Source organism: Bacillus cereus group sp. N6, from assembly GCF_016483705.1.
GTDB classification, from domain to species: Bacteria; Bacillota; Bacilli; order Bacillales; family Bacillaceae_G; genus Bacillus_A; species Bacillus_A wiedmannii.
The window spans coordinates 211,848-236,216 of sequence record NZ_JAEHBI010000003.1; the positions used below are offsets into that span (position 1 = coordinate 211,848).

The following is a 24,369-nucleotide window of genomic DNA, read 5'->3' on the forward strand; positions in this document are numbered from 1 at the left end:
AGAAAAAAGGTGAAAGAAAAGCCTATCAACTGATAGGCTTGTACTCTTTAATCACACGTAATGTTTGTAATGTCATATCTTCAGGACCTTGTACAGGTAAACCCGCTTCTAAGTTTTTACGAATATACTCTAAGTTATCTTGTGTAATAATTTCCCCCGGAGTAAAGATTGGAATCCCTGGCGGATAAACCATAACGAAATCAGCTATAATACGACCTGCTGCATTTTCAAACGGAATGACTTCTGTTTCCGAATAAAAAGCATCTCGAGGAGAAAGTGCTAGCACTGGTATTTCTGGAATTTCTACTTGTATTTGAACACCTTTATCGGCTTTATTTCTAAATGTTGCTGCTAAATCTTGTAATGCTGCAATAAGTGTATTTGTCTCACTTTCTGTATCCCCAAAAGTGACAAGACATAGTATGTTGTATAAATCCGAGAGTTCTACTTCAATGTTATATTGCTCTCTAAGCCATACTTCAGCCTGATGGCCTGTAATACCTAAATCTTTTACAGATACAATTATCTTTGTAGGATCGTAGTTAAAAGTAGCATCTGTACCTAGCATTTCTTTCCCAGGACAGTAAAGATCCTCAACAGCATTAATAGCATCACGAACTTGTTCCGCTAATTGAATTGTTTGTTCTATGAGTGCTGTTCCTTCTGTAGCAAGACGTTTTCTAGCAACATCTAGGGATGCTAACAAGATGTAAGAAGTTGATGTAGTCGTAAGCATGCTAATAATAGATTGAACATGTTTAACGTTCACAAGGCCTTCCTTCACGTTAAGAATAGAACTTTGCGTTAAAGATCCTCCTAATTTGTGAACACTTGTTGCTGCCATATCTGCACCGGCTTGCATCGCTGACATCGGCAATTCATCGTGAAAATGAATATGAACACCATGAGCCTCATCAACTAGTACAGGGATATCATAAGAATGGGCTAATTGGACAATCTGTTCTAAGTCCGCAGCAAAGCCAAAGTATGTTGGATTAATAACAAGTAAGCCTTTCGCATCTGAATGCTCTTCAAGTGCCTTTTTGACAGATTGAATTGTGATTCCGTGTGAAATACCAAGTTTTGGATCGATTTCAGGATGCATGAAAATCGGTTTTGCACCTGAGAAAATAATAGCTGACATTACTGATTTATGCACGTTTCGTGGCACTAGGATTTTGTCACCAGGACCGCACACGCTCATCACCATTGTCATTATTGCACCACTTGTACCTTGAATAGAAAAGAAAGTATGATCTGCACCAAATGCAGCGGCTGCTAAATCTTGTGCTTCTTTAATCATACCTTTTGGATGATGTAAATCATCGAGCGGCGCAATATTAATTAAATCAATTGCTAATGCATTATGCCCAATAAATTCGCGAAATGTAGGATCCATGCCCTGTCCTTTTTTGTGACCAGGAATATGGAATTGAATTGGATTTCGCTTACTGTGCTCAACTAAAGCGGTAAACAATGGTGTTTCGTATTGGGACAATCTATACACCCCTTCTTTTTCATAATATTTATTAGAGTTTGTTTTATATAATCTTGTTCTAAAAAAGTTAAGTGCTTTTTAGAATGAGACTTGTTTTTCTGCCAATCACAAAAGCATTTTTGAGATGGTAGGTTCACTTTATTTTCTATAAAACAAAAGCATTATATCACCAATAATTATAGATGTATAGAAAAAAATATTTTTACAGTGAGTATGTTAAATAGTTATTTCCAATTAACTTATAGAGGAAGACAATTCCATCACAATGAATAAATAGTGTATAATGCAAAGTGGCTATAGTGAAGAAGAAAAAAATCCCTTTAAGATAGCATATTGAAATAAGAAGAAATGATAAATGAGGTGCGAAATGGAATATCAATATCCGTTAGATTATAATTGGTCAAATGAGGAAATGGTTGTAATTGTGAAGTTTTATGAAGCAATTGAGAAAGCATATGAAAAAGGAATTATAAGAGAAGAATTAATGGGATTATATCGTCGTTTTAAAGAGATTGTTCCATCTAAAGCAGAAGAGAAGAAAATTGATAAAGAGTTTCAAGAAGTAAGTGGATATTCTATATACCGTGCGATTCAAAGGGCGAAAGAAACTGAAGAACAAAAGCTTGTGAAAATGTAAAAAAATTTTGAAAAATGAAAACTGAAGTGATATAATGTGATAACAACTAAAAACGGACAATATAAATTGTCCGTTTTCTACTATCGATTACAAAGTGCATATAAAGGAAGGAGTGATTGCATCGTAGATTCAATCTTAGCAAGGAATTGTTCGTTGGTCATTGCTGAAAACTCCTCTGGTGATATATGAATACCAACTAATAATTCTGCTTTTTTCACAGTAGCTAGACGTTCAATCATCTTTTGTAAGTCTTCTGTTTCAAGTGTTTTATGTAATTTTACACTTGGTTTAGTATGGTCAATGGACCAAACGAAGTCATTTGGAATATTTGTTTTTAAATCATTTAAATGTTCTAAGAAGGCGTGAGCCGTCTCCACTTTTTGTGGACACTCATAGATTAAACCAAAGTATATGAAGGCATGAGTACCCCATAATCCAATTTGGAAATGTGGCAGCATTTTATAACCGCGTTTATTTGTTGAAAAAGCAACCCAAGTATCGTTTGGTGGATTGACTTTGCGGCGTGCATGTTTTGCTACATGATAAAAAAAGTTCTCATCAGTTTGTTTGGATAAATACGTTGCAAACTGTTCCCCTAAAGCTTCAAGCTTAGGATGAATGTTCGTTTTAATTGCACTCATTCGTTCTTCGAGACCATCAACTGTAAAGACCTCAAAATCAGTTGACTTGAATGTTTGTAGTGTCATGATTGTTCCTCCAACTCCTATTTTGCTTTTATTTTAGCATAGCTTGTACTATTCATAAAAAAAACAGCACAAAAAAATTTAAATAAAAAAATATAATTTTGTTGCATAGATGATTTATCCAACATAGTATAGTATAAAACAAAAAATCAGAAAATTGAATCAATTACAGTCCGAGGGCAGACGAATATTGGGAGGAGGCAAATAATATGAGACAGGTGATTAATGCGTTAAAGAGAACAGATGCTGAAAAGAGAATACCGGTGCTACGTTTGGAGCTAGATTATGAATTAGCAACTTTATATGATGCGATGATGGAAAATGATAAACTGAAAAAAGAAGAGTGTGTACAAAAGTTAGAAGTGTTAAGACTTGAAATGATTCGTTTAGAAGCGTAATAATAGTATATGTATAAAAAATTAGTTGGTGCGAACCTTATAAAGGGTTCGTTTTTTCTGTGAACAGTATAGATCGGAGTGTTTAAACATGCAAGAAGTATGGAAAGACATCGATGCACACGCCAAACAGTGGATTCGAGATGCAGGAGAGTTTTTAAAGGCATCAATGGAAAAAGCACTTATTATAGAAACGAAATCCAATGCAGCTGATTTAGTAACAAATATGGACCGAGAAATAGAACAGTTTTTAATTGGGAAAATTAAAGAAACATTCCCGAACCATAATATTTTAGGAGAAGAAGGTTATGGAGATGAGGTAACTTCTTCTGATGGGGTTGTTTGGTTAATTGATCCAATTGATGGCACGATGAACTTTGTTCATCAAAAAAGAAATTTCGCAATTTCAATTGGAATTTATGAGAACGGTATCGGAAAGGTTGGACTCATTTATGATCCAGTTCATGATGAATTATACCATTCGGTAAAGGGAGCTGGAGCATTTTGTAATGAAGTACCAATACCTTTATTGGAAAAAGGAACTGTAGAGCAAGGTATTGTAGCTTTAAATGCGATATGGCTTACCGACAATCCAATGCTTAATAAGGAAAGTATGATGGCGCTGGTTAAGAAAGCAAGAGGCACGAGATCATATGGCTGTGCAGCGTTAGAGATGGTATACGTTGCAACAGGAAGAATAGATGCATATGTAACGCCGAGATTATCACCATGGGATTTTGGTGGGGGACAGATAATTGTAGAGGAAGTTGGAGGCAAGGTGACAACTTTTTCTGGATCCCCGCTTTCTATCGTAGAGAAGAGCAGCGTATTAGTTGCAAAACCAGGAGTGTATGAAGAGTTGTTACGATTTATAGCGGAGTAACAAAAAAAGTAAGAGGCTGTATAAGCGCTTCTTACTTTTTGACGTTATTTCGATTTACGCATTTTTCTTTTTGTTACAAAACCGTATCCAACTGTAACAAATGTGCCGATAATGCAAATAATAATACCGATGGGACTATTTTCAGCAACCATAATGCCGATACCGATTAAGAAAATAACACCGATAATTGCAGTTAATAAAAAGCGATATTGAATGTGTTCCATTTCTTCACCCTCCAATCTCATTTTACTTTCACAAAAGTAAGAATACAACTATATTTTCATTCTTGATTTTATTTTGATTGCCATTGTATCCCCTTCGCTCTTATAATAGAGAAGGATTAAAAAGACATTAGGAGTTGGACATGTTGAAAAAACGACAAGATTTACGAAATATAGCAATTATTGCCCACGTTGACCATGGTAAAACAACACTTGTTGACCAGTTATTACGTCAAGCGGGGACGTTCCGTGCGAATGAACATATTGAAGAACGCGCAATGGACTCAAACGATCTAGAAAGAGAACGTGGTATTACAATTTTAGCGAAGAATACTGCGATTCACTATGAAGATAAAAGAATTAACATTTTAGATACACCTGGTCACGCTGACTTCGGTGGAGAAGTAGAACGTATCATGAAAATGGTTGATGGTGTTCTACTTGTTGTTGATGCATATGAAGGTTGTATGCCACAAACACGATTTGTTTTAAAGAAAGCTCTTGAGCAAAACTTAACTCCAATCGTTGTTGTAAACAAAATTGACCGTGACTTCGCTCGCCCTGATGAAGTAGTTGATGAAGTAGTTGACTTATTCATCGAACTTGGTGCAAACGAAGATCAATTAGAGTTCCCAGTTGTATTTGCATCAGCAATGAACGGAACAGCAAGCTTAGATTCAAATCCAGCAAATCAAGAAGAGAATATGAAATCATTGTTTGACACAATTATTGAACATATTCCAGCACCAGTTGATAACAGCGAAGAGCCACTTCAATTCCAAGTAGCACTTCTTGATTACAATGACTATGTTGGTCGTATCGGGGTTGGACGCGTATTCCGTGGTACAATGAAAGTAGGACAACAAGTTGCATTAATGAAAGTTGATGGAACTGTAAAACAATTCCGTGTAACGAAATTATTTGGTTACATTGGATTAAAACGTCAAGAAATTGAAGAAGCAAAAGCTGGAGATTTAGTAGCTGTTTCGGGTATGGAAGACATTAACGTAGGTGAAACGGTATGTCCGGTTGAGCATGAAGAGGCTTTACCATTATTACGTATTGATGAGCCAACACTACAAATGACATTCCTTGTAAATAACAGCCCATTTGCAGGTCGTGAAGGTAAATTCATTACATCTCGTAAAATTGAAGAGCGTCTTCGTTCACAATTAGAAACAGATGTAAGTTTACGTGTAGATAATACAGATTCTCCTGATGCGTGGATCGTATCTGGACGCGGGGAATTACATTTATCTATCCTAATTGAAAACATGCGTCGTGAAGGTTATGAACTACAAGTATCTAAGCCTGAAGTAATTATTAAAGAAGTTGATGGCGTAAGATGTGAGCCTGTAGAGCGCGTGCAAATCGATGTACCTGAAGAATACACTGGTTCTATTATGGAATCTATGGGTGCACGTAAAGGTGAAATGTTAGATATGGTGAATAACGGAAACGGTCAAGTTCGCCTTACTTTCATGGTTCCAGCACGTGGTTTAATTGGTTACACAACAGAATTCTTAACATTAACTCGTGGTTACGGTATTTTAAACCATACATTCGATTGCTACCAACCAGTACACGCTGGACAAGTTGGTGGACGTCGCCAAGGTGTTCTAGTTTCACTTGAAACAGGAAAAGCATCACAATACGGTATTATGCAAGTTGAAGACCGTGGTGTAATCTTCGTTGAACCAGGTACAGAAGTATATGCTGGTATGATTGTTGGAGAACATACTCGTGAGAATGACTTAACAGTTAACGTTGTAAAAATGAAACAACAAACTAATATTCGTTCTGCGACGAAAGATCAAACTTCAACAATGAAAAAACCACGCTTAATGACTTTAGAAGAGTCATTAGAGTACTTAAACGATGACGAGTTCTGTGAAGTAACTCCAGAATCAATTCGTCTACGTAAAAAGATTCTTGATAAGAGCGAGCGCGAAAGAGCTGCTAAGAAAAAGAAATCTGTAGAAGCGTAAAATAATAGAACAGCTACCTTTGAGGGGTGGCTGTTTTTTATTGTATTTATTTTTGGAATATTTACTCTTTTTTGTGGACAGTATTTTTTTTGCGGGTTACTCTTGTATTAAGTACATAAATAAAATTTGTTTCTTGTGAGAAAGGGGGATGAATGATGTTAGAAAGAATGTCGTTTTTTGCGAAATTATGTAAAGTTGATGAAAATCCGGAACTAGGGATGTGGTTGCTGTATGGCATCATTATTATATTAAGTGCACTTGTGTATAATTTAGGTTTTGCAAGAAAACTATCAATAATAAAAAATATAGTGATATATATATCGTTAGCGATTGGATGTACAGTTTTAACTTTCTTTGCAGTTTTTTTACCTGTTGGAGAGGGCCTTGTTGTAGCGGCAATTGTACTTGGGATTTATAGGTTGCGTTTACGTCAAGCGAGACAACAAAAAGCAGGGTGAGGGGGCAAATTTTTATGCGTTCAGTACAAGATGCGTTATATAATTGGTTAACAATTAAAACAGTTGCCGAAGCACGTCCAGATGATCGTGCTGCACAAGAAACGTATTTGTTATTTGAAAATATGATATATGAAGAACATAAATTAAAGAATGTGGAAGTTAAAAAGAATGAAGAAATGTATTTGATTACATATGAAATGAATGGAGAAAGAAAATCTGCAAGGTTTCCGTTAGAAGCTATTGATTGTTTTTTGGATCAAATGAATCGTGAACCTGAAAAATATAAATAAGTCCTTATCTATATGATTAAGGACTTATTTACATTTTACCAATCGTCTTCGACTTTTTTATCACGGTATAATCGGAAATTACCACTTGCATGACGTTCCATCGTACGTTCTGCAATTCGTTCCGAACATTCCATGCACATATATGTATGAATAGGGCGGTTACGTAGTTTTTTTGCCATAGGATTTTCATCATCTAACATATCTTTTTTATCACAAATCATACACTTGACTCTCATTTCGTCACCTCAATACGAATTCTATCAGTATAAGTATATCATGGAAGTGTAATATTTTTGAATAATAGCGGGAAAAAATAATATTTTCGCAATTCAAAAAATAAGTTATGATAAGGATATAGTAAGTATATTTGGAGGTGGAAATATGGCGAATGTAGTAGATCCTACATTAACAGATGATTTAGTACAAACGTTACGTAAAGAATGTATTGTTATGGTAGCAACAACAGACTTCGAAAAACAAGTTCCTAACGTAAGTGCTATTTCTTGGGTGTATGCAGTGAGTAAAACTAGTATTCGATTTGCAGTAGATCAACGTTCACGTATTGTGGAAAATATACGGCATAGTACTGGGCTAGTATTGACTATAATGGCGAATGAATCCGTATTTTCCATAAGTGGTGCAGGTGAAATTTTGACTGATAGAATGGAAGGCATTCCTCTAAAATTAACTGTAATAGAAGTAAATGTACAAGAAGTACGTGATGTTATGTTTTATGGAGCGAAGCTTGCAACTGAGCCAACCTATGAAAAAACATATGATATTCGCGCAGCGAAAAAGCTGGATAACCAAGTGTTAGTAGGAATAAAAGAATTATAAATGTGATAAATAAGAAAATAAGTTATTAACTTTTGTAATCAGTTATTGTGATTTTATGTTAATAATTATAATTAAAAGTAATATATTGAATAGAAATGAATAAAAAATAAATAAAAGGTTTCATGGTTATGAATTTCGATTCTACCTCGTTTATACGGTACATATAATTATAACAATGGTTCGTCCATATTTTATGGATGAAACCCTTGTTCTACAAATTTAAAAGTGGAGTCAGGGGGTAACAGGTTGGATAAAATTTATGTGTTAGATACGAATGTACTTTTGCAGGATCCTTTATCTATTTTTTCATTTGAAACAAATGAAGTAGTGATTCCAGCAGTTGTATTAGAAGAGGTTGATTCGAAAAAACGTTATATGGATGAAGTAGGACGAAACGCTCGTTATGTATCTAAGTTAATAGACAAATTTCGTGAAATAGGAAAGCTGCATGAAAGTATTCCGTTAGAAAACGGCGGTACATTTCGTATTGAATTAAATCATCGTTCATTTGTTCAACTACAAGATATTTTTGTAGAAAAAACAAATGATAATCGAATTTTAGCTGTAGCAAAAAATCTATCTTTAGAAGAACAAGAAAAAGAGGACGGGAAGTCTGTTATTTTAGTAAGTAAAGACGTGCTCGTAAGGGTAAAAGCTGATGCAATTGGTTTGAAGGCGGAAGATTATTTAAGTGATCGTGTAATTGAAGTAGATAATATATATTCAGGATTTTTAGAAGGGTATATATCAAAAGAGCAATTAGATTATTTTTATGAAAAAGGTGAATTGCCTTTATCCGAAATTGCAAATCACCCTTTTTATCCAAATCAGTTTGTAGTAATGAAAGATGCATTAGGGGGATCTAGTTCAGCACTTGGCATTGTGGATCATTTAGGTAAGAAGGTAAAGAAACTTATTTTTCACAATGAACAAGTATGGGGGATACGACCACGAAATGTGCAGCAAATTATGGGGTTAGAATTGTTGCTTCGTGAAGATATTCCGCTAGTAACGTTAACGGGGAAAGCTGGTACAGGAAAAACATTACTCGCGTTGGCTTCAGGACTCATGCAAACGGAAGATTTAGGACTATATAAAAAACTACTCGTTGCAAGGCCAATTGTTCCAGTCGGAAAAGATATCGGTTATTTACCAGGAGAAAAAGAAGAAAAGTTAAGACCATGGATGCAACCGATTTTTGATAATCTAGAGTACTTATTTAATACGAAAAAGCCAGGAGAGTTAGATGCTATTTTAGCTGGAATGGGTTCGATTGAAGTAGAGGCCCTTACCTATATACGTGGGAGAAGTATTCCAGATCAGTTCATTATAATTGATGAAGCACAAAATTTAACGAAGCATGAAGTGAAAACGATATTAACAAGGGTAGGAGAAAAAAGTAAAATTGTATTAATGGGGGATCCTCAGCAAATTGATCACCCGTATTTGGATGAATATAATAATGGTTTAACATATGTTGTAGAGAAGTTTAAAGAGCAACGTATTAGTGGTCATGTAAAGTTTGTTAAAGGGGAGCGGTCTAATTTAGCTCAACTTGCAGCGGATTTATTATAAAAGGAGTGAGCTGAGGCTCACTCCTTTTTCTTCCAAGTATACACTTTAAATAATTGTAAATTTACGGATGTTACGGATTGGATTTTGTCTATTAGATCCATCATTGTAATATAGATGAACAGGTCCATCCTCTTTTAATGGCTTTCCTTCTTTTGAAAAACCAAGAATAGCATTTTCTACAGTTTCTAATGGAAGTATTATTGTTTGATCTACTGTTTCAATTTCGACTTGCGTAGCGTCCTCTGAAATTTCGGCGTTAGCAAGAAATGGATGAAATGGTATACCGAACGTTCCAGTAATTAGTTGTTCTTTTTTATATTTCTTTACACTTTGTTGTATCGGTGGAAACGCAGCACCATCACGGATTTCGCGATCCCAATGCTCTGAAGTGTTTTTTAAATAAGCTTCTAGTTCTGAAGTGTTTTCTCTTGTTTCATCAAAGTAAGTTGTCAAATCTACTTTTCGATCATCAAAGATCCAAACAGTTGGATCGATAGTGATTGGAAAACGAACTTTTCCATTAATAAATAAAATTTCGCTCATTGTTGTTCCCCCATTTGTGTTATACTCCCACTTTTCAGTATAATAGCATTAGACACGGTTGTCACAAAAAATGTTTCTATTGCAATTTACTAAAACTATCGCTAATATTAATAGATAGGAGAGAGTAGGACGGAAACGGAGGGAATCAATTTGGCGTCTGAGACAGTATCAAATCATCAGGAAAAGGCACTAGCCCTTCTACAAGCGGATGCGGAGAAGATTTTAAGACTTATTAAGGTGCAAATGGACAATCTTACAATGCCGCAATGTCCATTATATGAAGAAGTGTTAGACACACAAATGTTTGGACTATCCCGCGAGGTCGATTTTGCAGTTCGCCTTGGTCTTATTGCAGAAGAACAAGGGAAAGCAATGTTAGGAGAGCTTGAACGTGAGTTATCTGCACTTCATGAAGCATTTACGAACAAACAACAATAACGGGTTCAAATAGGGGGGCTCAAACTGAAATAGTTTGGGCTTTTTATTTGTATAATAAAGCAGGAAGAATCAATGTACATATGGAATACAACAATAATTAAATTGAAACAGAAAGAGGAAATGAAATGAAAAGAGTATGGAAATCAATGGATTATTCATTATTACTTCCTCTTGTTATCTTATGTGTGTTGGGAGTTATAATGGTATATAGTTCTAGTTCCATTGTCGCGATTTCGTCGAAATATAACTGGCCAGCAGATCACTTTTTTAAAAAACAATTAGTTGCTCTTGCTATTGGAACCGTAATACTTGTGATTGCCGTTATAATCCCTTACAAATTGTGGAGGAAAAAAATAGTTCTTGCAGCGATGGGGTTAGGGAGTATTGGATTACTAACAGCAGCTTTCCTTTTCGGTAAGGTAATCAATGGTGCAAAAGGATGGATACTAGGTATACAACCAGCTGAGTTTGTAAAAATAGCAGTTATTATTACGTTAGCAAGTTTTTTTGCTAAGAAACAAGAGAGGCAAACCCCTTTTTTCCAAGGGATAATACCTCCCTTATTTGTTGTCGGTGGATCGATGGTGTTAATTTTATTACAAAATGACTTAGGAACTGACATATTAATAGGTGGAACAGTGTTAATTATGTTCTTCTGTTCAGGAGTTAATGTTAACTTGTGGATAAAAAGATTTTTATTAACATCTGTCGTGTGGATACCGGCGTTGTATTTTATTGGGGACTATAAATTAAGTAAATACCAAAAAGCTCGATTTTCAGTTTTTCTTGATCCATTTAGTGATCCTCAAAATGATGGATTTCAATTAGTTAATTCCTTTATTGGAATAGCTTCAGGTGGGTTAAATGGTAGAGGATTGGGAAATAGTATACAAAAGTATGGCTACTTACCAGAGCCGCAAACGGATTTTATTATGGCGATTATATCTGAAGAACTAGGTTTTATAGGTGTAGCTATCATTTTAATCTGTTTACTACTTATTATCATTCGTTCGTTTAGAGTAGCGCAAAAATGTAAAGATCCATTTGGAAGTTTAATTGCAATCGGAATTGCAAGTTTAATTGGGATACAAACTTTTGTTAATGTTGGTGGTATGTCTGGATTAATACCACTTACAGGAGTACCTTTACCGTTTATTAGTTATGGTGGTAGTTCTTTATTGGCTAATCTAATTGCGATGGGTATATTATTAAATGTTGCTAGTCATGTAAAACGACAAGAGAAACAACAAAATGAGATAATGAAAGAAAGAGAGCAAGATGGACCGCGTCTTGTTGTAGTAAAATAAAAAACACATTGCACTTTAGAGCGTGATGTGTTTTTTTATGTGCAAGAAACATTAAATAGGATACATTAATTGGTATATACACTAAAAAATATATCACATTAAATTAAATGTGATATACAATTAAGTTGTTAGAAAAGGAAGAGGTATGCTATACTATTTTTGTGAAACAAATTGATCAGAAAACTTATCATTTGTTAAAAAATAAGGTATGATGGATAAAAATAAAGTGAAGCTTTCTAAGTATAATATAATGTAGAAAGTGAAGAACTTCACGCTCTTTAGGGTGTGTATATATTTTATCTCTAGAGTGGTAGGAAAGTAGAGGGGGAAAATCATGACAAAGCTGCAACGTATTCAAAAAGTATTGGTAGCTAACCGTGGAGAGATTGCAATTCGTGTGTTTCGAGCTTGTTCGGAACTTGGATTAAAAACAGTTGCAATCTATTCTAAAGAGGATAGTGGTTCTTATCATCGTTATAAAGCCGATGAGTCCTATTTAGTTGGGGAAGGGAAAAAGCCAATTGATGCTTATCTAGATATTGAGGGCATTATTGAGATTGCGAAAAGTAATCATGTAGATGCAATCCACCCTGGATATGGTTTCTTGTCAGAAAATATTCAATTCGCAAAACGTTGTGAAGAAGAAGGGATTATCTTTATTGGTCCAAAGAGTAAGCATTTAGATATGTTTGGAGATAAAGTGAAAGCAAGAACACAAGCGCAGCTAGCACAAATTCCAGTTATTCCTGGTAGTGATGGGCCGGTAAATTCAGTAGAAGAAGTTGGAGAATTTGCTGAAAAGTATGATTACCCGATTATTATTAAAGCTTCCCTTGGCGGTGGCGGTCGTGGTATGCGTATTGTACGTAGTAGTGAAGAATTAAGAGAATCGTATAATCGAGCGAAGTCAGAAGCGAAAGCAGCCTTTGGTAATGATGAAGTATACGTTGAAAAATTCGTTGAAAAACCTAAACATATAGAAGTTCAAATTTTAGCAGATGAAGAGGGCAATGTTGTTCATTTATACGAGCGTGACTGTTCTGTACAACGTCGTCACCAAAAAGTGGTAGAAATCGCACCTAGTGTGTCGCTTTCAGATGATTTGCGTCAGCGTATTTGTGATGCTGCTGTGAAATTAACGAAAAATGTAAATTATTTAAACGCAGGAACAGTAGAATTTCTTGTAAAAGGTGATGAGTTTTACTTTATTGAAGTAAATCCGCGTGTTCAAGTTGAACATACAATTACAGAAATGATCACAGGGGTAGATATCGTTCAATCGCAAATTTTAATAGCTGATGGACATGCATTACATAGTAAAATGGTAGGTGTTCCGAAGCAAGAGGAAGTAGTTGTTCATGGATTTGCGATCCAATCTCGTGTAACGACTGAGGACCCACTAAATAATTTCATGCCGGATACAGGGAAAATTATGGCATACCGATCAGGCGGTGGTTTCGGTGTTCGTCTTGATACAGGTAATAGTTTCCAAGGTGCTGTTATTACACCGTACTATGATTCTTTACTCGTAAAAGTTACAACATGGGCACTTACTTTTGAACAAGCTGCTGCGAAAATGGAACGTAACTTAAAAGAATTCCGTATTCGTGGTATTAAAACAAATATTCCATTCCTAGAGAATGTAGTAAAACATAAAAACTTCTTATCAGGAGAATATGACACTTCATTTATTGATGCGTCACCTGAACTATTCCTGTTCCCGAAACGTAAAGACCGCGGAACAAAAATGTTAAATTACATTGGGTCAGTAACAGTAAATGGCTTCCCAGGAGTAGGGAAAAAAGAGAAACCAATTTTCCCGGATGCTCGTATACCGAATGTATTACACTCAGAGCCCGTTCAAAATGGAACGAAACAAATTTTGGATGAGCGTGGAGCGGACGGATTAGTAAAATGGGTACAAGATCAAAAGCGTGTACTTTTAACGGATACAACATTCCGTGATGCGCATCAGTCATTACTGGCGACGCGTATTCGTACAAAAGATTTACATCAAATTGCAGAGCCGACAGCGAGAATGTTACCAAACCTATTCTCAGCGGAAATGTGGGGTGGTGCAACGTTTGATGTTGCATATCGTTTCTTAAAGGAAGATCCATGGGAACGATTACTAGATCTTCGTGAAAAAATGCCAAACGTTTTATTCCAAATGTTACTTCGTTCTTCAAACGCAGTTGGTTACAAAAACTATCCGGATAATTTAATTCAAAAATTTGTGGAATGTTCTGCTCAAGCAGGAATTGATGTGTTCCGTATTTTTGATAGCTTAAACTGGGTAGAAGGTATGAGAGTTGCGATTGATGCTGTACGAGATACTGGTAAAATTGCAGAAGCAACAATGTGCTACACAGGAGATATTCATGATCCGTTACGTAGTAAATATGATTTAAATTACTATAAAAACTTAGCAAAAGAGTTAGAAGCATCAGGAGCACATATATTAGGAATTAAAGATATGGCAGGCTTATTAAAACCTAATGCGGCATATGATTTAGTTTCTGCATTAAAAGAGACGGTATCGATTCCGATTCACTTGCATACACACGATACGAGTGGAAATGGTATATTAACGTATACAAAGGCAATTGAAGCAGGTGTTGACATTGTCGATGTAGCAGTAAGTTCTATGGCTGGTCAAACGTCACAACCAAGTGCGAACACGCTATACTATGCATTAGGTGGAAACGAAAGACAGCCAGACGTTAATATAGATTCATTAGAAAAACTATCTCATTATTGGGAAGATGTACGTAAATACTACGCACCGTTTGAAAGTGGTATGAATGCACCTCATACAGAGGTATATATGCACGAAATGCCAGGCGGACAGTATAGTAATCTACAACAACAAGCGAAAGCGGTTGGTTTAGGAGATCGCTTCGATGAAGTGAAAGTAATGTACCGCCGTGTGAATGACATGTTTGGCGATATTGTTAAAGTAACGCCATCATCTAAAGTTGTCGGTGATATGGCATTATTTATGGTTCAAAATCACTTAACAGAACAAGATGTTTTAGAGCGTGGGCATTCTATGGACTTCCCAGGATCTGTTGTTGAAATGTTCTCAGGAGATTTAGGACAGCCATATGGTGGTTTCCCGAAAAAGTTGCAAGAAATTATTTTAAAAGGGAAAGAGCCATTAACAGTAAGACCGGGTGAATTATTAGAGCCAGTAGATTTCGAAGCGTTAAAAGAAGAATTATTCCATAAACTTGGACGCGAAGTAACGATTTTTGATGTAGTTGCATATGCTTTATATCCAAAAGTATTTATGGATTATGAAAAAGTTGCTGAGCTTTATGGAAATGTATCTGTACTTGATACACCGACGTTCTTCTATGGTATGAGACTTGGTGAAGAAATCAATGTGGAAATCGAACAAGGTAAAACATTGATGGTTAAACTAGTATCAATTGGAGAACCTCAGCCGGATGGAAATCGTGTCCTTTACTTGGAATTTAACGGTCAACCACGTGAAATTATCGTGAAAGACGAGAGTGTAAAAGCAACAGTTGCACAACGTGTGAAAGGAAACCGTGAGAATCCAAATCATATTAGTGCAACGATGCCAGGAACGGTAATTAAAGTAGTTGTAAAAGAAGGCGATGAAGTGAAAAAAGGCGATTCTATGGCAATTACAGAAGCGATGAAAATGGAAACGACAGTTCAAGCGCCGTTCAATGGTAAAGTGAAGAAAGTATATGTTAACGATGGTGATGCGATTCAAACGGGTGATTTACTTATTGAATTAGATCACTAAAAAAGAAAAAGAGCTGTGTAAATGCAGCTCTTTTTTTTTTATCCCGCTATTCGCCGGGCAGTAAGACACCCGCCTCAAAATTCAGCGAAAACAAAGAAGTTAGATGGGGGATCAACTGCCCATAAAAGCCTGATTGGTGCGGGCTAATAATCAGTGGGGGGTGAAGACCCCCACTGATTAAAGTTTCATTTTATTGCAAAAAATACCTTGCCAATTCGGCAAGGTATTTTAATTTAAATTTATTTTGTTTGTTTAGAAGTTGATTCAGCTTCTTTTGCATTCACTTTACTTCGTGTACCTAACATAACTAAATAGCATAGTACAGCAAACAAGCAAGAAATGAATAGTGAATGTAATAATGCCATTACTAAATTAGCATTTGTAAATACGACTAAAATTCCTACGATAGCTTGAAGTGTAACAAGGATAAATGAAATGATCCATCCCCAGTATACGACAGGCTGCTGCTTGTAATGGCGAATAGCGAGAATCATCGCGTATAGTATCCAAGCGAAAATTAACATCGCTGCAACCCTATGTCCCATTTGAACCCATTCATGTAGTTGAGTTGGCATAGGTCTATTTTTGCTACATAAAGGAAAGTCTGGACAGGCTAAGCTAGCTCGTTCGTGACGTACTAAAGCACCTGTGTAGACGACAATATAACTGTAAATTGTTACACCATAAATATGAAATTTCATTTTTTTGTCCATAATAAGTGAACGTGCATCAAATTTCTGATCAATTTCAAAGATAAGACACGTTAATAAAATGACAGAAGCAAATGAAATTAAGGAAATACCGAAATGGATAGCAAGTACAGCTGGCATTTGTCCCCAAACAACTGCTGCCGCTCCCATTAATGCTTGCGCAACTAAAAATACGAAGGATAAAATTGCTAACGTTTTTGTTTCGCGCACATGTTTATAATATTTCCAGGACAAAATACAAAGGAGAGTGACAAGAATTCCTGCTGATCCTGATGTAAGGCGGTGACTTAGTTCAATAATAGTTTCCATTGATAAATTAGATGGAACAAATTCACCGTTACAAAGTGGCCATGATTTACCGCACCCTTGGCCAGAACCTGTTTTTGTAACTAAGGCGCCTCCTAGTAAAACTATTAATAAATCAAGACTCGTAATGACTGCTAACCATTTAATAAAGCGTTGCAATCTATTTCACCATCTTTCTGCTATGAAGTTATTGCGAAATATTTTCATTCCATTATGTATAGAATAAAAAGCGCTAGTTTCTATGATATATAAAAAATAATAAAATAGCAAAGAAATGGCGGGGGCAGACAGGGGAGAGAAAATGGGTGTGGAAATAGGATATATAAGGGAATTTTTAGGTGAAAAACAGGCTATTTTGAAAAGATATGGGGAGAATACGTGTTAAATATGACAAAAAAGTTTATTATAGAAGGTAACATCATGTTATGATAAGGACAAGTAAGAATTAAGTTTTTATATTCGACACAAAAAGTTCATGTTTTCTTCACAAAATGTTCGGGAAATATGATTTAATATATTGGAGTATGGGCGTAGATTAGTAGTAGAATGGATTAACAATATTTCTACTGTAATAATATTGCTATATAGAAGCGAAATATTTCATTCGAAATAGGCGCAAAAAGAAAGATGAAAGTTTTAAGAGGGGGTTAAAGTGATGAGCCATGCAACAAGTGAGCTGCATGATGAGTCAGCTGTTACAAGTGTACCGGAAACAACTCGGCTACAAGATTTATCAGCGCTCGTTAAAATGGGGATTGTAAACTCAAATACACTTACTGTATTTACAGGATTTTGGTTGGCATTACATTTTAATGGATTAAGTGTGATGGACAATCTGGATAAGTTATTCTTTACAATCGTTGGTTCTGGATTAATTATGGCAGGGGTATGTTGTTTAAATAACTACATTGATCGAGACATCGACCCGTTAATGGAAAGAACAAAAACCCGTCCAACAGTTACTGGGAAGTATAAACCGGGATTTGCACTTACATTTGGACTAGTTATATTACTTCTTGGATTTGTATTTTTATTATTAACAACACCAATGGCAGTATTAATGGGATTTATTGGTGCTTTCACATATGTTGTCTTATATACGTTATGGACAAAGAGAAAGTATACACTAAATACTGTTGTAGGTAGTATATCTGGAGCAGTTCCACCTTTAATTGGATGGGCAGCAATCGATCCATCTTTAGGCCATCCAATTGCTTGGATGTTATTTTTAATTATGTTTATTTGGCAAATCCCACATTTCCTCGCATTAGCGATGAAACGTGTTGATGAATATCGAAATGCAGGAATTCCAATGCTTCCTGTAGTTCATGGATTTGAAATTACGAAACGCCAAATTATGATTTGGACAGTATGTTTATTACCACTACCATTTTATATGAGTGGACTAGGGATAACATTTATGGTAATTGCAACATTGTTAAACATCGGATGGATCGTTTTAGGATTTTATGGCTTCCGTAAGCAAGATGACATCAAATGGTCCGTACAAATGTTTGTTTATTCCCTAAATTATTTAACAATCTTATTTGTATCAATGATTGTAGTTACATTCTTCTAAGACAACGACATAATTGGATTTCTTTACGTTGAGATTTACTTTACTTAACTATAAAGTACAATCTAATTCACAAGGAAAGTGGGGGTTGTTTGTATGAAGAAACAGTGGCGACTGCTTTCGTTCGTTTCACTGCTGGCTTTACTGTTAGGGGGATGCGGTAAAGCCTTTCAATCTACTTTAATTCCGCAAGGAGAAGTAGCAAAAATGCAATATGATTTGCTCTTACTAGCAACTGCGATTATGGTAGGAGTAGTACTAGTAGTTACTATTATTTTCTTATATGTAATTGTGCGTTTCCGACAAAAGAAAGGTCAGGAAGATTATATTCCAGAGCAAGTTGAAGGGAATCACAAACTAGAAATTATTTGGACAGTTATTCCGATTATTCTTTTGTTAATCTTAGCTGTTCCGACGGTTACATATACATTCAAACTTGCTGATGTAAGTGCGATGGAGAAAAAGAATATTGATAAAGATACTATCGTTGTTGATGTAACAGCGAATCTTTATTGGTGGGAATTTTCTTATAAATCAGAAAAAATAGTGACTTCTCAAGATTTAGTCATCCCCACAGGTAAGAAAGTGTATTTGAATTTGAAGGGTGCCGATATTAAACATTCGTTTTGGGTTCCATCTTTAGCTGGGAAAATGGATACAAATACAGACAATGTGAACAAAATGTGGTTAAAGGCAGATAAATCGGGCACTTATAATGGTTTTTGTACAGAATTTTGCGGCCCATCACATTCTTTAATGCAATTCAAAGTGAAAGCTTTAGATGAAAGCGAGTACAAAAAGTGGCTTGCTGATATGAAGAAGATTGATGGGAAGAAAGAAGTAGCTTCAACAAAGGCGCAAGAGGGCCAAGAAATATTTAATAAAAGCTGTATTGGTTGTCACGCAGTTGGATCTAATGATAGTAGACCACCTTCCGCTCGTATCGCACCAAACTTAGCAAACTTTGCGGATCGCGATATGGTTGCCGGTATTGCCGAAAACAATGAAGAAAACTTAAAAAAATGGCTGAAAGATCCTGAAAATATGAAACCAGGAAACAAAATGACTGGTAAATATGGCAACTTAACGGATGATCAAATTGATGCATTAAATGCATACTTACAAACGTTAAAAGTTGAAAAGTAAAGAGGGATTATTCGCGAAGGGGAGGTTGAAAACGTGAGTTCTGTAGCAAAAAAACAGGGGATGGGTGCTGTCATATGGGATTATTTAACGACAGTAGACCATAAAAAGATTGCCATTCTCTATTTAATTGCAGGTGGATTGTTTTTTATAATAGGCGGAATAGAAGCTCTATTTATTCGCCTTCAATTAGCGATTCCTAACAACGCTTTTCTTGTTGGGGATGCTTATAATCAAGTATTAACGATGCACGGTACAACAATGATTTTCCTCGCAGCTATGCCACTCGTGTTTGCATTTATGAACGCCGCTGTACCACTTCAAATTGGTGCACGTGATGTAGCGTTCCCGTTTTTGAATTCACTCGGATTTTGGTTATTTTTCTTTGGTGGAGTATTTTTAAATTTAAGTTGGTTTTTAGGTGGAGCACCTGATGCAGGCTGGACATCTTATGCATCTTTAGCTTTAGCCTCTAAAGGCCATGGTGTTGATTTTTATGTACTCGGCTTGCAAATTTCCGGTATTGGTACATTAATTGGAGGTATTAACTTCCTTGTAACCATTATTAATATGCGTGCGCCAGGAATGACGTATATGCGTATGCCGATGTTTACATGGACGACATTTGTAACATCTTCTCTAATATTATTCGCTTTTCCACCGTTAACTGTAGGATTAGGACTTTTAATGTTAGATCGTTTATTTGGAACAAGTTTCTTTAATCCAGCATTGGGCGGGAATACAATTATATGGGAGCATTTATTCTGGATTTTCGGTCATCCAGAAGTATACATTCTTATACTCCCAGCTTTCGGAATATTCTCAGAAATCTTCGCGACATTTTCGAAAAAACGATTATTTGGTTATTCGTCGATGGTGTTCGCGACAGTATTAATTGGATTCTTAGGATTTATGGTATGGGCGCATCATATGTTTACTGTTGGACTTGGTCCAGTTGCAAATGCTATTTTCTCAGTTGCAACAATGGCGATTGCAGTACCGACCGGTATTAAAATATTCAACTGGCTCTTTACGATGTGGGGAGGAAGTATTCGTTTTACGACACCGATGATGTGGGCAGTAGCTTTCATTCCATCATTCGTAATGGGTGGAGTTACAGGTGTTATGCTAGCATCTGCACCAGCGGATTATCAATTTCATGATAACTATTTCGTAGTAGCTCACTTTCATTATGTAATTGTCGGCGGTGTTGTATTTGGTTTACTTGCAGGAGCTCATTATTATTGGCCACTGATGTTTAATAAAGTATTGAATGAAACGTTAGGAAAGATAACATTTTGGCTATTCTTTATCGGTTTCCATTTAACGTTCTTCATACAGCATTTCCTTGGTTTAATTGGTATGCCACGTCGTTACTACACATATCTTGAAGGCCAAGGGCTGGAAATGGGGAATATGATTAGTTCTATTGGAGCGGTATTTATGGCTCTTGGAACGATTGTTCTTCTATTCAATGTAATTAAAACGACAGTTTCAAAAGAAAAGGCTGGTCGTGATCCATGGGATGCACGTACATTAGAATGGACAATGCCAGCACCAACACCAGAATATAACTTTAAACAATTACCATTTGTTCGCGGGTTAGATCCGTTTTGGATTGAAAAACGTGAAGGGAATAAAGAGATGACAGCGGCGGAACCAATTGGTGATATTCATATGCCAAATCCATCGTTTTCACCATTTATCATTTCTTTAGGATTGTTTATAGCGGCATTCGGTGCAATGTATATGCAGGGTGGAAAAGATAAGTTTTGGTTATTAGTAGCAATTATCGGTTTAATCATTACATTTGGTACAATGTTCCTACGTTCAGTAATCGATGATCATGGATATCATATTCATAAGGAAGATTTAGAAGATAAGGGGGGCAAGGCATAATGCATGTAGATGAAAAATTAACGAATGAAACATTTCCAGCAGAGCCTGAAAAAGCAACCCTTGAGGGAAAAAATAAGTTTGTCGGTTTTTGGTTATTTCTTGGAGGTGAAACAGTATTGTTCGCTTCCTTGTTTGGCACATATTTAGCGTTAAAGAATTCTACAAATGGTGGACCAACATCTCAAGAGATGTTCCAAATGCCACTCGTTTTCATTATGACGATGCTTTTATTAACGAGTAGCTTAACGAGCGTATATGCGATGTATCATATGAAAAACTTTAACTTTAAGAAAATGCAACTTTGGCTATTAGTAACAGTGTTGCTAGGTTTAGGGTTTTTAGCATTTGAGATATATGAGTTTTATCATTATACGCATGAATTTAAGCATACTATGAGAAGTAGTGCATTTGGTTCCGCGTTTTATGCTCTTGTTGGTACACATGGTCTCCACGTATTGTTTGGATTATGTTGGATTTTAACATTAATCTTTAGAAATGCGAAGAGAGGTCTAAATTTATACAATGCACCGAAGTTTTATGTTGCATCGATTTATTGGCACTTTATTGACGTAGTTTGGGTGTTTATTTTCACTGTAGTATATTTGATGGGAATGGTGGGATAAACAATGGCGATAAAGCAAATGAATAATCCTAAAGTTGATCTTGTTTATCGGAAGAGAAAAAGTGCGGAGGAAATGAAGCATCAAGTTATTACATTTGCATTAATGATTTTTTTAACATTAGTTGCATTTGCAGCAGTCGCATATCCGAAAACTTTTAGTCCGACTTTCTCAGTACCATTTATTTTACTATTAGCAGTGGTACAAGTAATTTTTCAATTGTATTATTTTATGCATATGAGTCATAAAGGACATGAAGCGGCAAGTTTCTTTCTTTATTCTGGTCTGTTGATCGGGTTAATTACAATTTTAGCTTTTATGACAATTGTGTGGATTTGAAAAGTGAAGAATAAGGGAGCTTGTGTCGTCACAGCTCCCTCTTCATGTTATGTGAAAGGATAACCTTAAGAAGGTAGGTGTGACAATGAGTAACTTGTGGATATTTGGTTTTCAAGCTCTATGGAGTCCAATCTTTTTACTATTTATGCTTTCGATCCTTATCGGGTACTTTTTAATTATTGGGCCATATAGAATGCGATTTGAACATGCGAAAAAGGTAAGTAAGAAGCAAGTTTTTTATTTTACGACCGGGATTGTTCTTTTGTATTTTGTAAAGGGAGGGCCTATTGATTTAATTGGTCATATTATATTTAGTGCACATATGTTTGAAATGGCAGTTATGTATATTGCAGTTCCACCGTTATTGTTGCTTGGTATACCAGTTTGGTTATATCGTTATATTACTTCTTTTAAGTTAGTTCAAATTATATTGAAGATATTTGCTAAGCCACTTATTGCATTGTTTGTATTTAATGGCCTGTTTTCTTTTTATCATTTACCAGTTGTTTTTGATACAGTAAAACAAAGTCAAATTGCTCATCCTATTTGTCTCGCTATATTGTTCTTTACGGCAATCATGATGTGGTGGCCGATGCTAAATCCATTACCAGAATATCAAACATTAAGTGATATAAAGAAACTTGGTTATATGTTTGCTAACGGTATATTATTAACGCCAGCTTGCGCGTTAATCATTTTTGCGACGGCGCCATTATTTGCAACGTATACGGATCCGGCTGCTTGGATGAAGGCGATGGAACTATGTGTACCAGCGGGAACTTTATCTGATTTAAATATAACTGGACCAGAATTTTTACACTGGATGCCAGTCGTACAAGATCAACAAACAGGTGGCATCATTATGAAAATTGTCCAGGAAATAGTGTACGGTACGATTATTGGTTATGTATTTTTTAGGTGGGCACGTAGAGAGCGTGAAAAAGATAAAGAGCAGTTGCAACAATTACCGCCATATTTACAGACTAAGTAAAAAAGTGTATGGGTTTCCATACACTTTTTTAGTTTTAGTAAACTATAAAAAGATTGAATTTTCAATTTATTCATGTTAAGTTAGTGTAGGCATGTACTAAAAGTGGATATAAGATTTACTACTAGCTTTAATACGTAATGATTCCATGTGTAGTGCAAGTTTTTTAGAGAGTTACAAATTTATATTGTTATCTTTAATAAACAAGAACTATTTTAAGGGGGAATTTAAATGGGTAGTAGTGGAAGTATGGTAAAGCCAATTAGTGGTTTTTTAACAGCATTAATACAATATCCAGTACCGGTAGTAGAGTCACGTGCAGACATTGATAAACAAATTAAACAGATCATAAAAACAATTCATTCAACTAAATCAGGGTATCCTGGATTGGAATTGATAGTATTTCCAGAATATAGTACACAAGGGCTTAATACAAAAAAATGGACTACAGAAGAGTTTTTATGTACAGTTCCTGGGCCAGAAACAGACTTGTTTGCTGAGGCATGTAAAGAGTCTGAGGTATATGGTGTTTTTTCTATAATGGAAAGAAACCCTGATGGTGGAGAACCGTATAATACAGCAATAATTATTGATCCACAAGGTGAAATGATTTTGAAGTATCGTAAGCTAAATCCTTGGGTGCCAGTCGAACCTTGGAAAGCTGGAGATTTAGGCTTACCTGTTTGTGATGGACCTGGAGGAAGTAAATTAGCTGTTTGTATTTGTCATGATGGTATGTTTCCTGAAGTAGCTCGTGAAGCAGCTTATAAAGGTGCAAATGTCTTGATTCGTATTTCTGGATATAGCACACAAGTTAGTGAACAATGGATGTTAACGAATCGTTCGAATGCATGGCAAAACTTAATGTATACATTGTCAGTGAACTTAGCGGGTTATGATGGGGTATTTTATTACTTTGGTGAAGGACAAGTTTGTAATTTTGATGGGACTACTTTAGTGCAGGGACACCGAAATCCTTGGGAGATTGTTACTGCCGAAGTATATCCAGAGCTAGCAGATCAGGCTAGATTAGGATGGGGTCTCGAAAATAATATATATAATTTAGGTGCAAGGGGATATGTAGCGACTCCTGGAGGGGTGAAAGAAAACCCGTATACGTTTGTAAAAGATTTAGCTGAAGGTAAATATAAGGTTCCTTGGGAAGATGAGATTAAAGTAAAGGATGGAACTATTTATGGGTATCCAGTCAAAAAGACGATTCATTCTTAAGTA

Annotated in this window: 24 protein-coding genes; 18 read left to right on the top strand and 6 right to left on the bottom strand. The window is 35.7% G+C overall.

Features of this window, described 5'->3' with window-relative positions; genetic code table 11:
* Positions 1–25: 25 nt before the first annotated feature.
* The gene (speA, locus tag JDS99_RS04330) at positions 26–1,498 is read right to left on the bottom strand and encodes an arginine decarboxylase (RefSeq protein ID WP_000084901.1); all 1,473 of its coding nucleotides are present in this window, start codon (positions 1,496–1,498) and stop codon (positions 26–28) included.
* 367 nt (positions 1,499–1,865) lie between these two features.
* On the opposite strand from speA, the gene JDS99_RS04335 reads away from it, so the two are divergent.
* Entirely contained in the window at positions 1,866–2,135 is a 270-nt protein-coding gene (locus JDS99_RS04335) for a UPF0223 family protein (RefSeq protein WP_000456567.1), read from the top strand.
* An 80-nt stretch (positions 2,136–2,215) separates the two neighbouring features.
* Here JDS99_RS04335 and JDS99_RS04340 read toward each other — a convergent pair whose 3' ends face one another.
* Entirely contained in the window at positions 2,216–2,842 is a 627-nt protein-coding gene (locus tag JDS99_RS04340) for a YktB family protein (RefSeq protein WP_000175087.1), read from the bottom strand.
* Between the two features lie 206 nt (positions 2,843–3,048).
* On the opposite strand from JDS99_RS04340, the gene JDS99_RS04345 reads away from it, so the two are divergent.
* A complete protein-coding gene (locus JDS99_RS04345) occupies positions 3,049–3,237 on the top strand; it encodes a hypothetical protein (RefSeq protein ID WP_001250166.1) in 189 nt (62 codons plus the stop codon).
* Positions 3,238–3,325: 88 nt separating this feature from the next.
* A complete protein-coding gene (locus JDS99_RS04350; protein WP_098230329.1) occupies positions 3,326–4,117 on the top strand; it encodes an inositol monophosphatase family protein in 792 nt (263 codons plus the stop codon).
* 44 nt (positions 4,118–4,161) lie between these two features.
* On the opposite strand, the gene JDS99_RS04355 is transcribed toward JDS99_RS04350, so the two are convergent.
* Complete coding sequence (locus JDS99_RS04355) at positions 4,162–4,341, bottom strand: DUF5325 family protein (RefSeq protein ID WP_000400128.1); 180 nt, start codon at positions 4,339–4,341, stop codon at positions 4,162–4,164.
* A 140-nt stretch (positions 4,342–4,481) separates the two neighbouring features.
* Between JDS99_RS04355 and typA the strand changes: the two genes are divergently transcribed.
* The 3 genes from typA to JDS99_RS04370 all read left to right on the top strand — a co-directional run bounded on the left by typA (position 4,482) and on the right by JDS99_RS04370 (position 7,074).
* Positions 4,482–6,326 carry a translational GTPase TypA gene (gene typA / locus JDS99_RS04360; RefSeq protein WP_000914755.1) on the top strand — a complete coding sequence of 615 codons (1,845 nt, stop codon included), beginning with the start codon at positions 4,482–4,484 and terminating at the stop codon, positions 6,324–6,326.
* A 155-nt stretch (positions 6,327–6,481) separates the two neighbouring features.
* Positions 6,482–6,784 (top strand): YlaH-like family protein, encoded by a 303-nt coding sequence (locus JDS99_RS04365; RefSeq protein ID WP_000893656.1) that lies wholly within the window; start codon positions 6,482–6,484, stop codon positions 6,782–6,784.
* 14 nt (positions 6,785–6,798) lie between these two features.
* Positions 6,799–7,074, top strand: coding sequence for a hypothetical protein (locus JDS99_RS04370; RefSeq protein ID WP_046956451.1), 276 nt, complete (start codon positions 6,799–6,801; stop codon positions 7,072–7,074).
* Between the two features lie 35 nt (positions 7,075–7,109).
* On the opposite strand, the gene JDS99_RS04375 is transcribed toward JDS99_RS04370, so the two are convergent.
* Positions 7,110–7,310 (bottom strand): YlaI family protein, encoded by a 201-nt coding sequence (locus JDS99_RS04375; RefSeq protein WP_001995040.1) that lies wholly within the window; start codon positions 7,308–7,310, stop codon positions 7,110–7,112.
* A 145-nt stretch (positions 7,311–7,455) separates the two neighbouring features.
* On the opposite strand from JDS99_RS04375, the gene JDS99_RS04380 reads away from it, so the two are divergent.
* Together JDS99_RS04380 and JDS99_RS04385 are read left to right on the top strand one after the other, a co-directional pair.
* Positions 7,456–7,911: a PNPOx family protein gene (locus JDS99_RS04380; protein WP_000024571.1), complete on the top strand. Its 456-nt coding sequence runs from the start codon at positions 7,456–7,458 to the stop codon at positions 7,909–7,911.
* Between the two features lie 246 nt (positions 7,912–8,157).
* Positions 8,158–9,486, top strand: coding sequence for a PhoH family protein (locus JDS99_RS04385; RefSeq protein ID WP_000358079.1), 1,329 nt, complete (start codon positions 8,158–8,160; stop codon positions 9,484–9,486).
* 45 nt (positions 9,487–9,531) lie between these two features.
* Here the strand turns inward: JDS99_RS04385 and JDS99_RS04390 are convergent, their stop codons facing one another.
* Positions 9,532–10,029 (bottom strand): molybdopterin-binding protein, encoded by a 498-nt coding sequence (locus JDS99_RS04390; protein ID WP_088123318.1) that lies wholly within the window; start codon positions 10,027–10,029, stop codon positions 9,532–9,534.
* Positions 10,030–10,179: 150 nt separating this feature from the next.
* Between JDS99_RS04390 and JDS99_RS04395 the strand changes: the two genes are divergently transcribed.
* The 3 genes from JDS99_RS04395 (at position 10,180) to pyc (ending at position 15,555) form a co-directional block, all read left to right on the top strand.
* On the top strand, positions 10,180–10,467 hold the full coding sequence (locus tag JDS99_RS04395; protein ID WP_000135698.1) for an Fpa/YlaN family protein: 288 nt from the start codon (positions 10,180–10,182) through the stop codon (positions 10,465–10,467).
* 125 nt (positions 10,468–10,592) lie between these two features.
* Positions 10,593–11,774, top strand: coding sequence for a putative lipid II flippase FtsW (gene ftsW, locus JDS99_RS04400; RefSeq protein WP_147787103.1), 1,182 nt, complete (start codon positions 10,593–10,595; stop codon positions 11,772–11,774).
* Positions 11,775–12,108: 334 nt separating this feature from the next.
* The gene (gene pyc / locus JDS99_RS04405) at positions 12,109–15,555 is read left to right on the top strand and encodes a pyruvate carboxylase (protein ID WP_199694597.1); all 3,447 of its coding nucleotides are present in this window, start codon (positions 12,109–12,111) and stop codon (positions 15,553–15,555) included.
* Between the two features lie 239 nt (positions 15,556–15,794).
* Here pyc and ctaA read toward each other — a convergent pair whose 3' ends face one another.
* Positions 15,795–16,730, bottom strand: a complete 936-nt coding sequence (ctaA, locus tag JDS99_RS04410; protein WP_001188735.1) for a heme A synthase — start codon at positions 16,728–16,730, stop codon at positions 15,795–15,797.
* 496 nt (positions 16,731–17,226) lie between these two features.
* Between ctaA and ctaB the strand changes: the two genes are divergently transcribed.
* The 7 genes from ctaB to JDS99_RS04445 all read left to right on the top strand — a co-directional run bounded on the left by ctaB (position 17,227) and on the right by JDS99_RS04445 (position 24,366).
* Positions 17,227–18,150, top strand: a complete 924-nt coding sequence (ctaB, locus tag JDS99_RS04415) for a protoheme IX farnesyltransferase (protein ID WP_000017546.1) — start codon at positions 17,227–17,229, stop codon at positions 18,148–18,150.
* Positions 18,151–18,243: 93 nt separating this feature from the next.
* Positions 18,244–19,293, top strand: coding sequence for a cytochrome c oxidase subunit II (coxB, locus tag JDS99_RS04420; protein WP_000745278.1), 1,050 nt, complete (start codon positions 18,244–18,246; stop codon positions 19,291–19,293).
* Positions 19,294–19,353: 60 nt separating this feature from the next.
* Positions 19,354–21,189 (top strand): cytochrome c oxidase subunit I, encoded by a 1,836-nt coding sequence (gene ctaD / locus JDS99_RS04425; protein WP_170956742.1) that lies wholly within the window; start codon positions 19,354–19,356, stop codon positions 21,187–21,189.
* Entirely contained in the window at positions 21,189–21,812 is a 624-nt protein-coding gene (gene ctaE, locus JDS99_RS04430; RefSeq protein ID WP_000557858.1) for a cytochrome c oxidase subunit III, read from the top strand. Before ctaD ends, ctaE begins: the two co-directional genes overlap by 1 nt.
* Positions 21,813–21,815: 3 nt before the next feature.
* A complete protein-coding gene (ctaF, locus tag JDS99_RS04435; protein ID WP_000985692.1) occupies positions 21,816–22,148 on the top strand; it encodes a cytochrome c oxidase subunit IVB in 333 nt (110 codons plus the stop codon).
* Between the two features lie 85 nt (positions 22,149–22,233).
* On the top strand, positions 22,234–23,139 hold the full coding sequence (gene ctaG, locus JDS99_RS04440) for a cytochrome c oxidase assembly factor CtaG (RefSeq protein WP_199694598.1): 906 nt from the start codon (positions 22,234–22,236) through the stop codon (positions 23,137–23,139).
* Between the two features lie 228 nt (positions 23,140–23,367).
* On the top strand, positions 23,368–24,366 hold the full coding sequence (locus JDS99_RS04445; RefSeq protein WP_046956455.1) for a formamidase: 999 nt from the start codon (positions 23,368–23,370) through the stop codon (positions 24,364–24,366).
* The last annotated feature ends 3 nt before the right edge of the window (positions 24,367–24,369 follow it).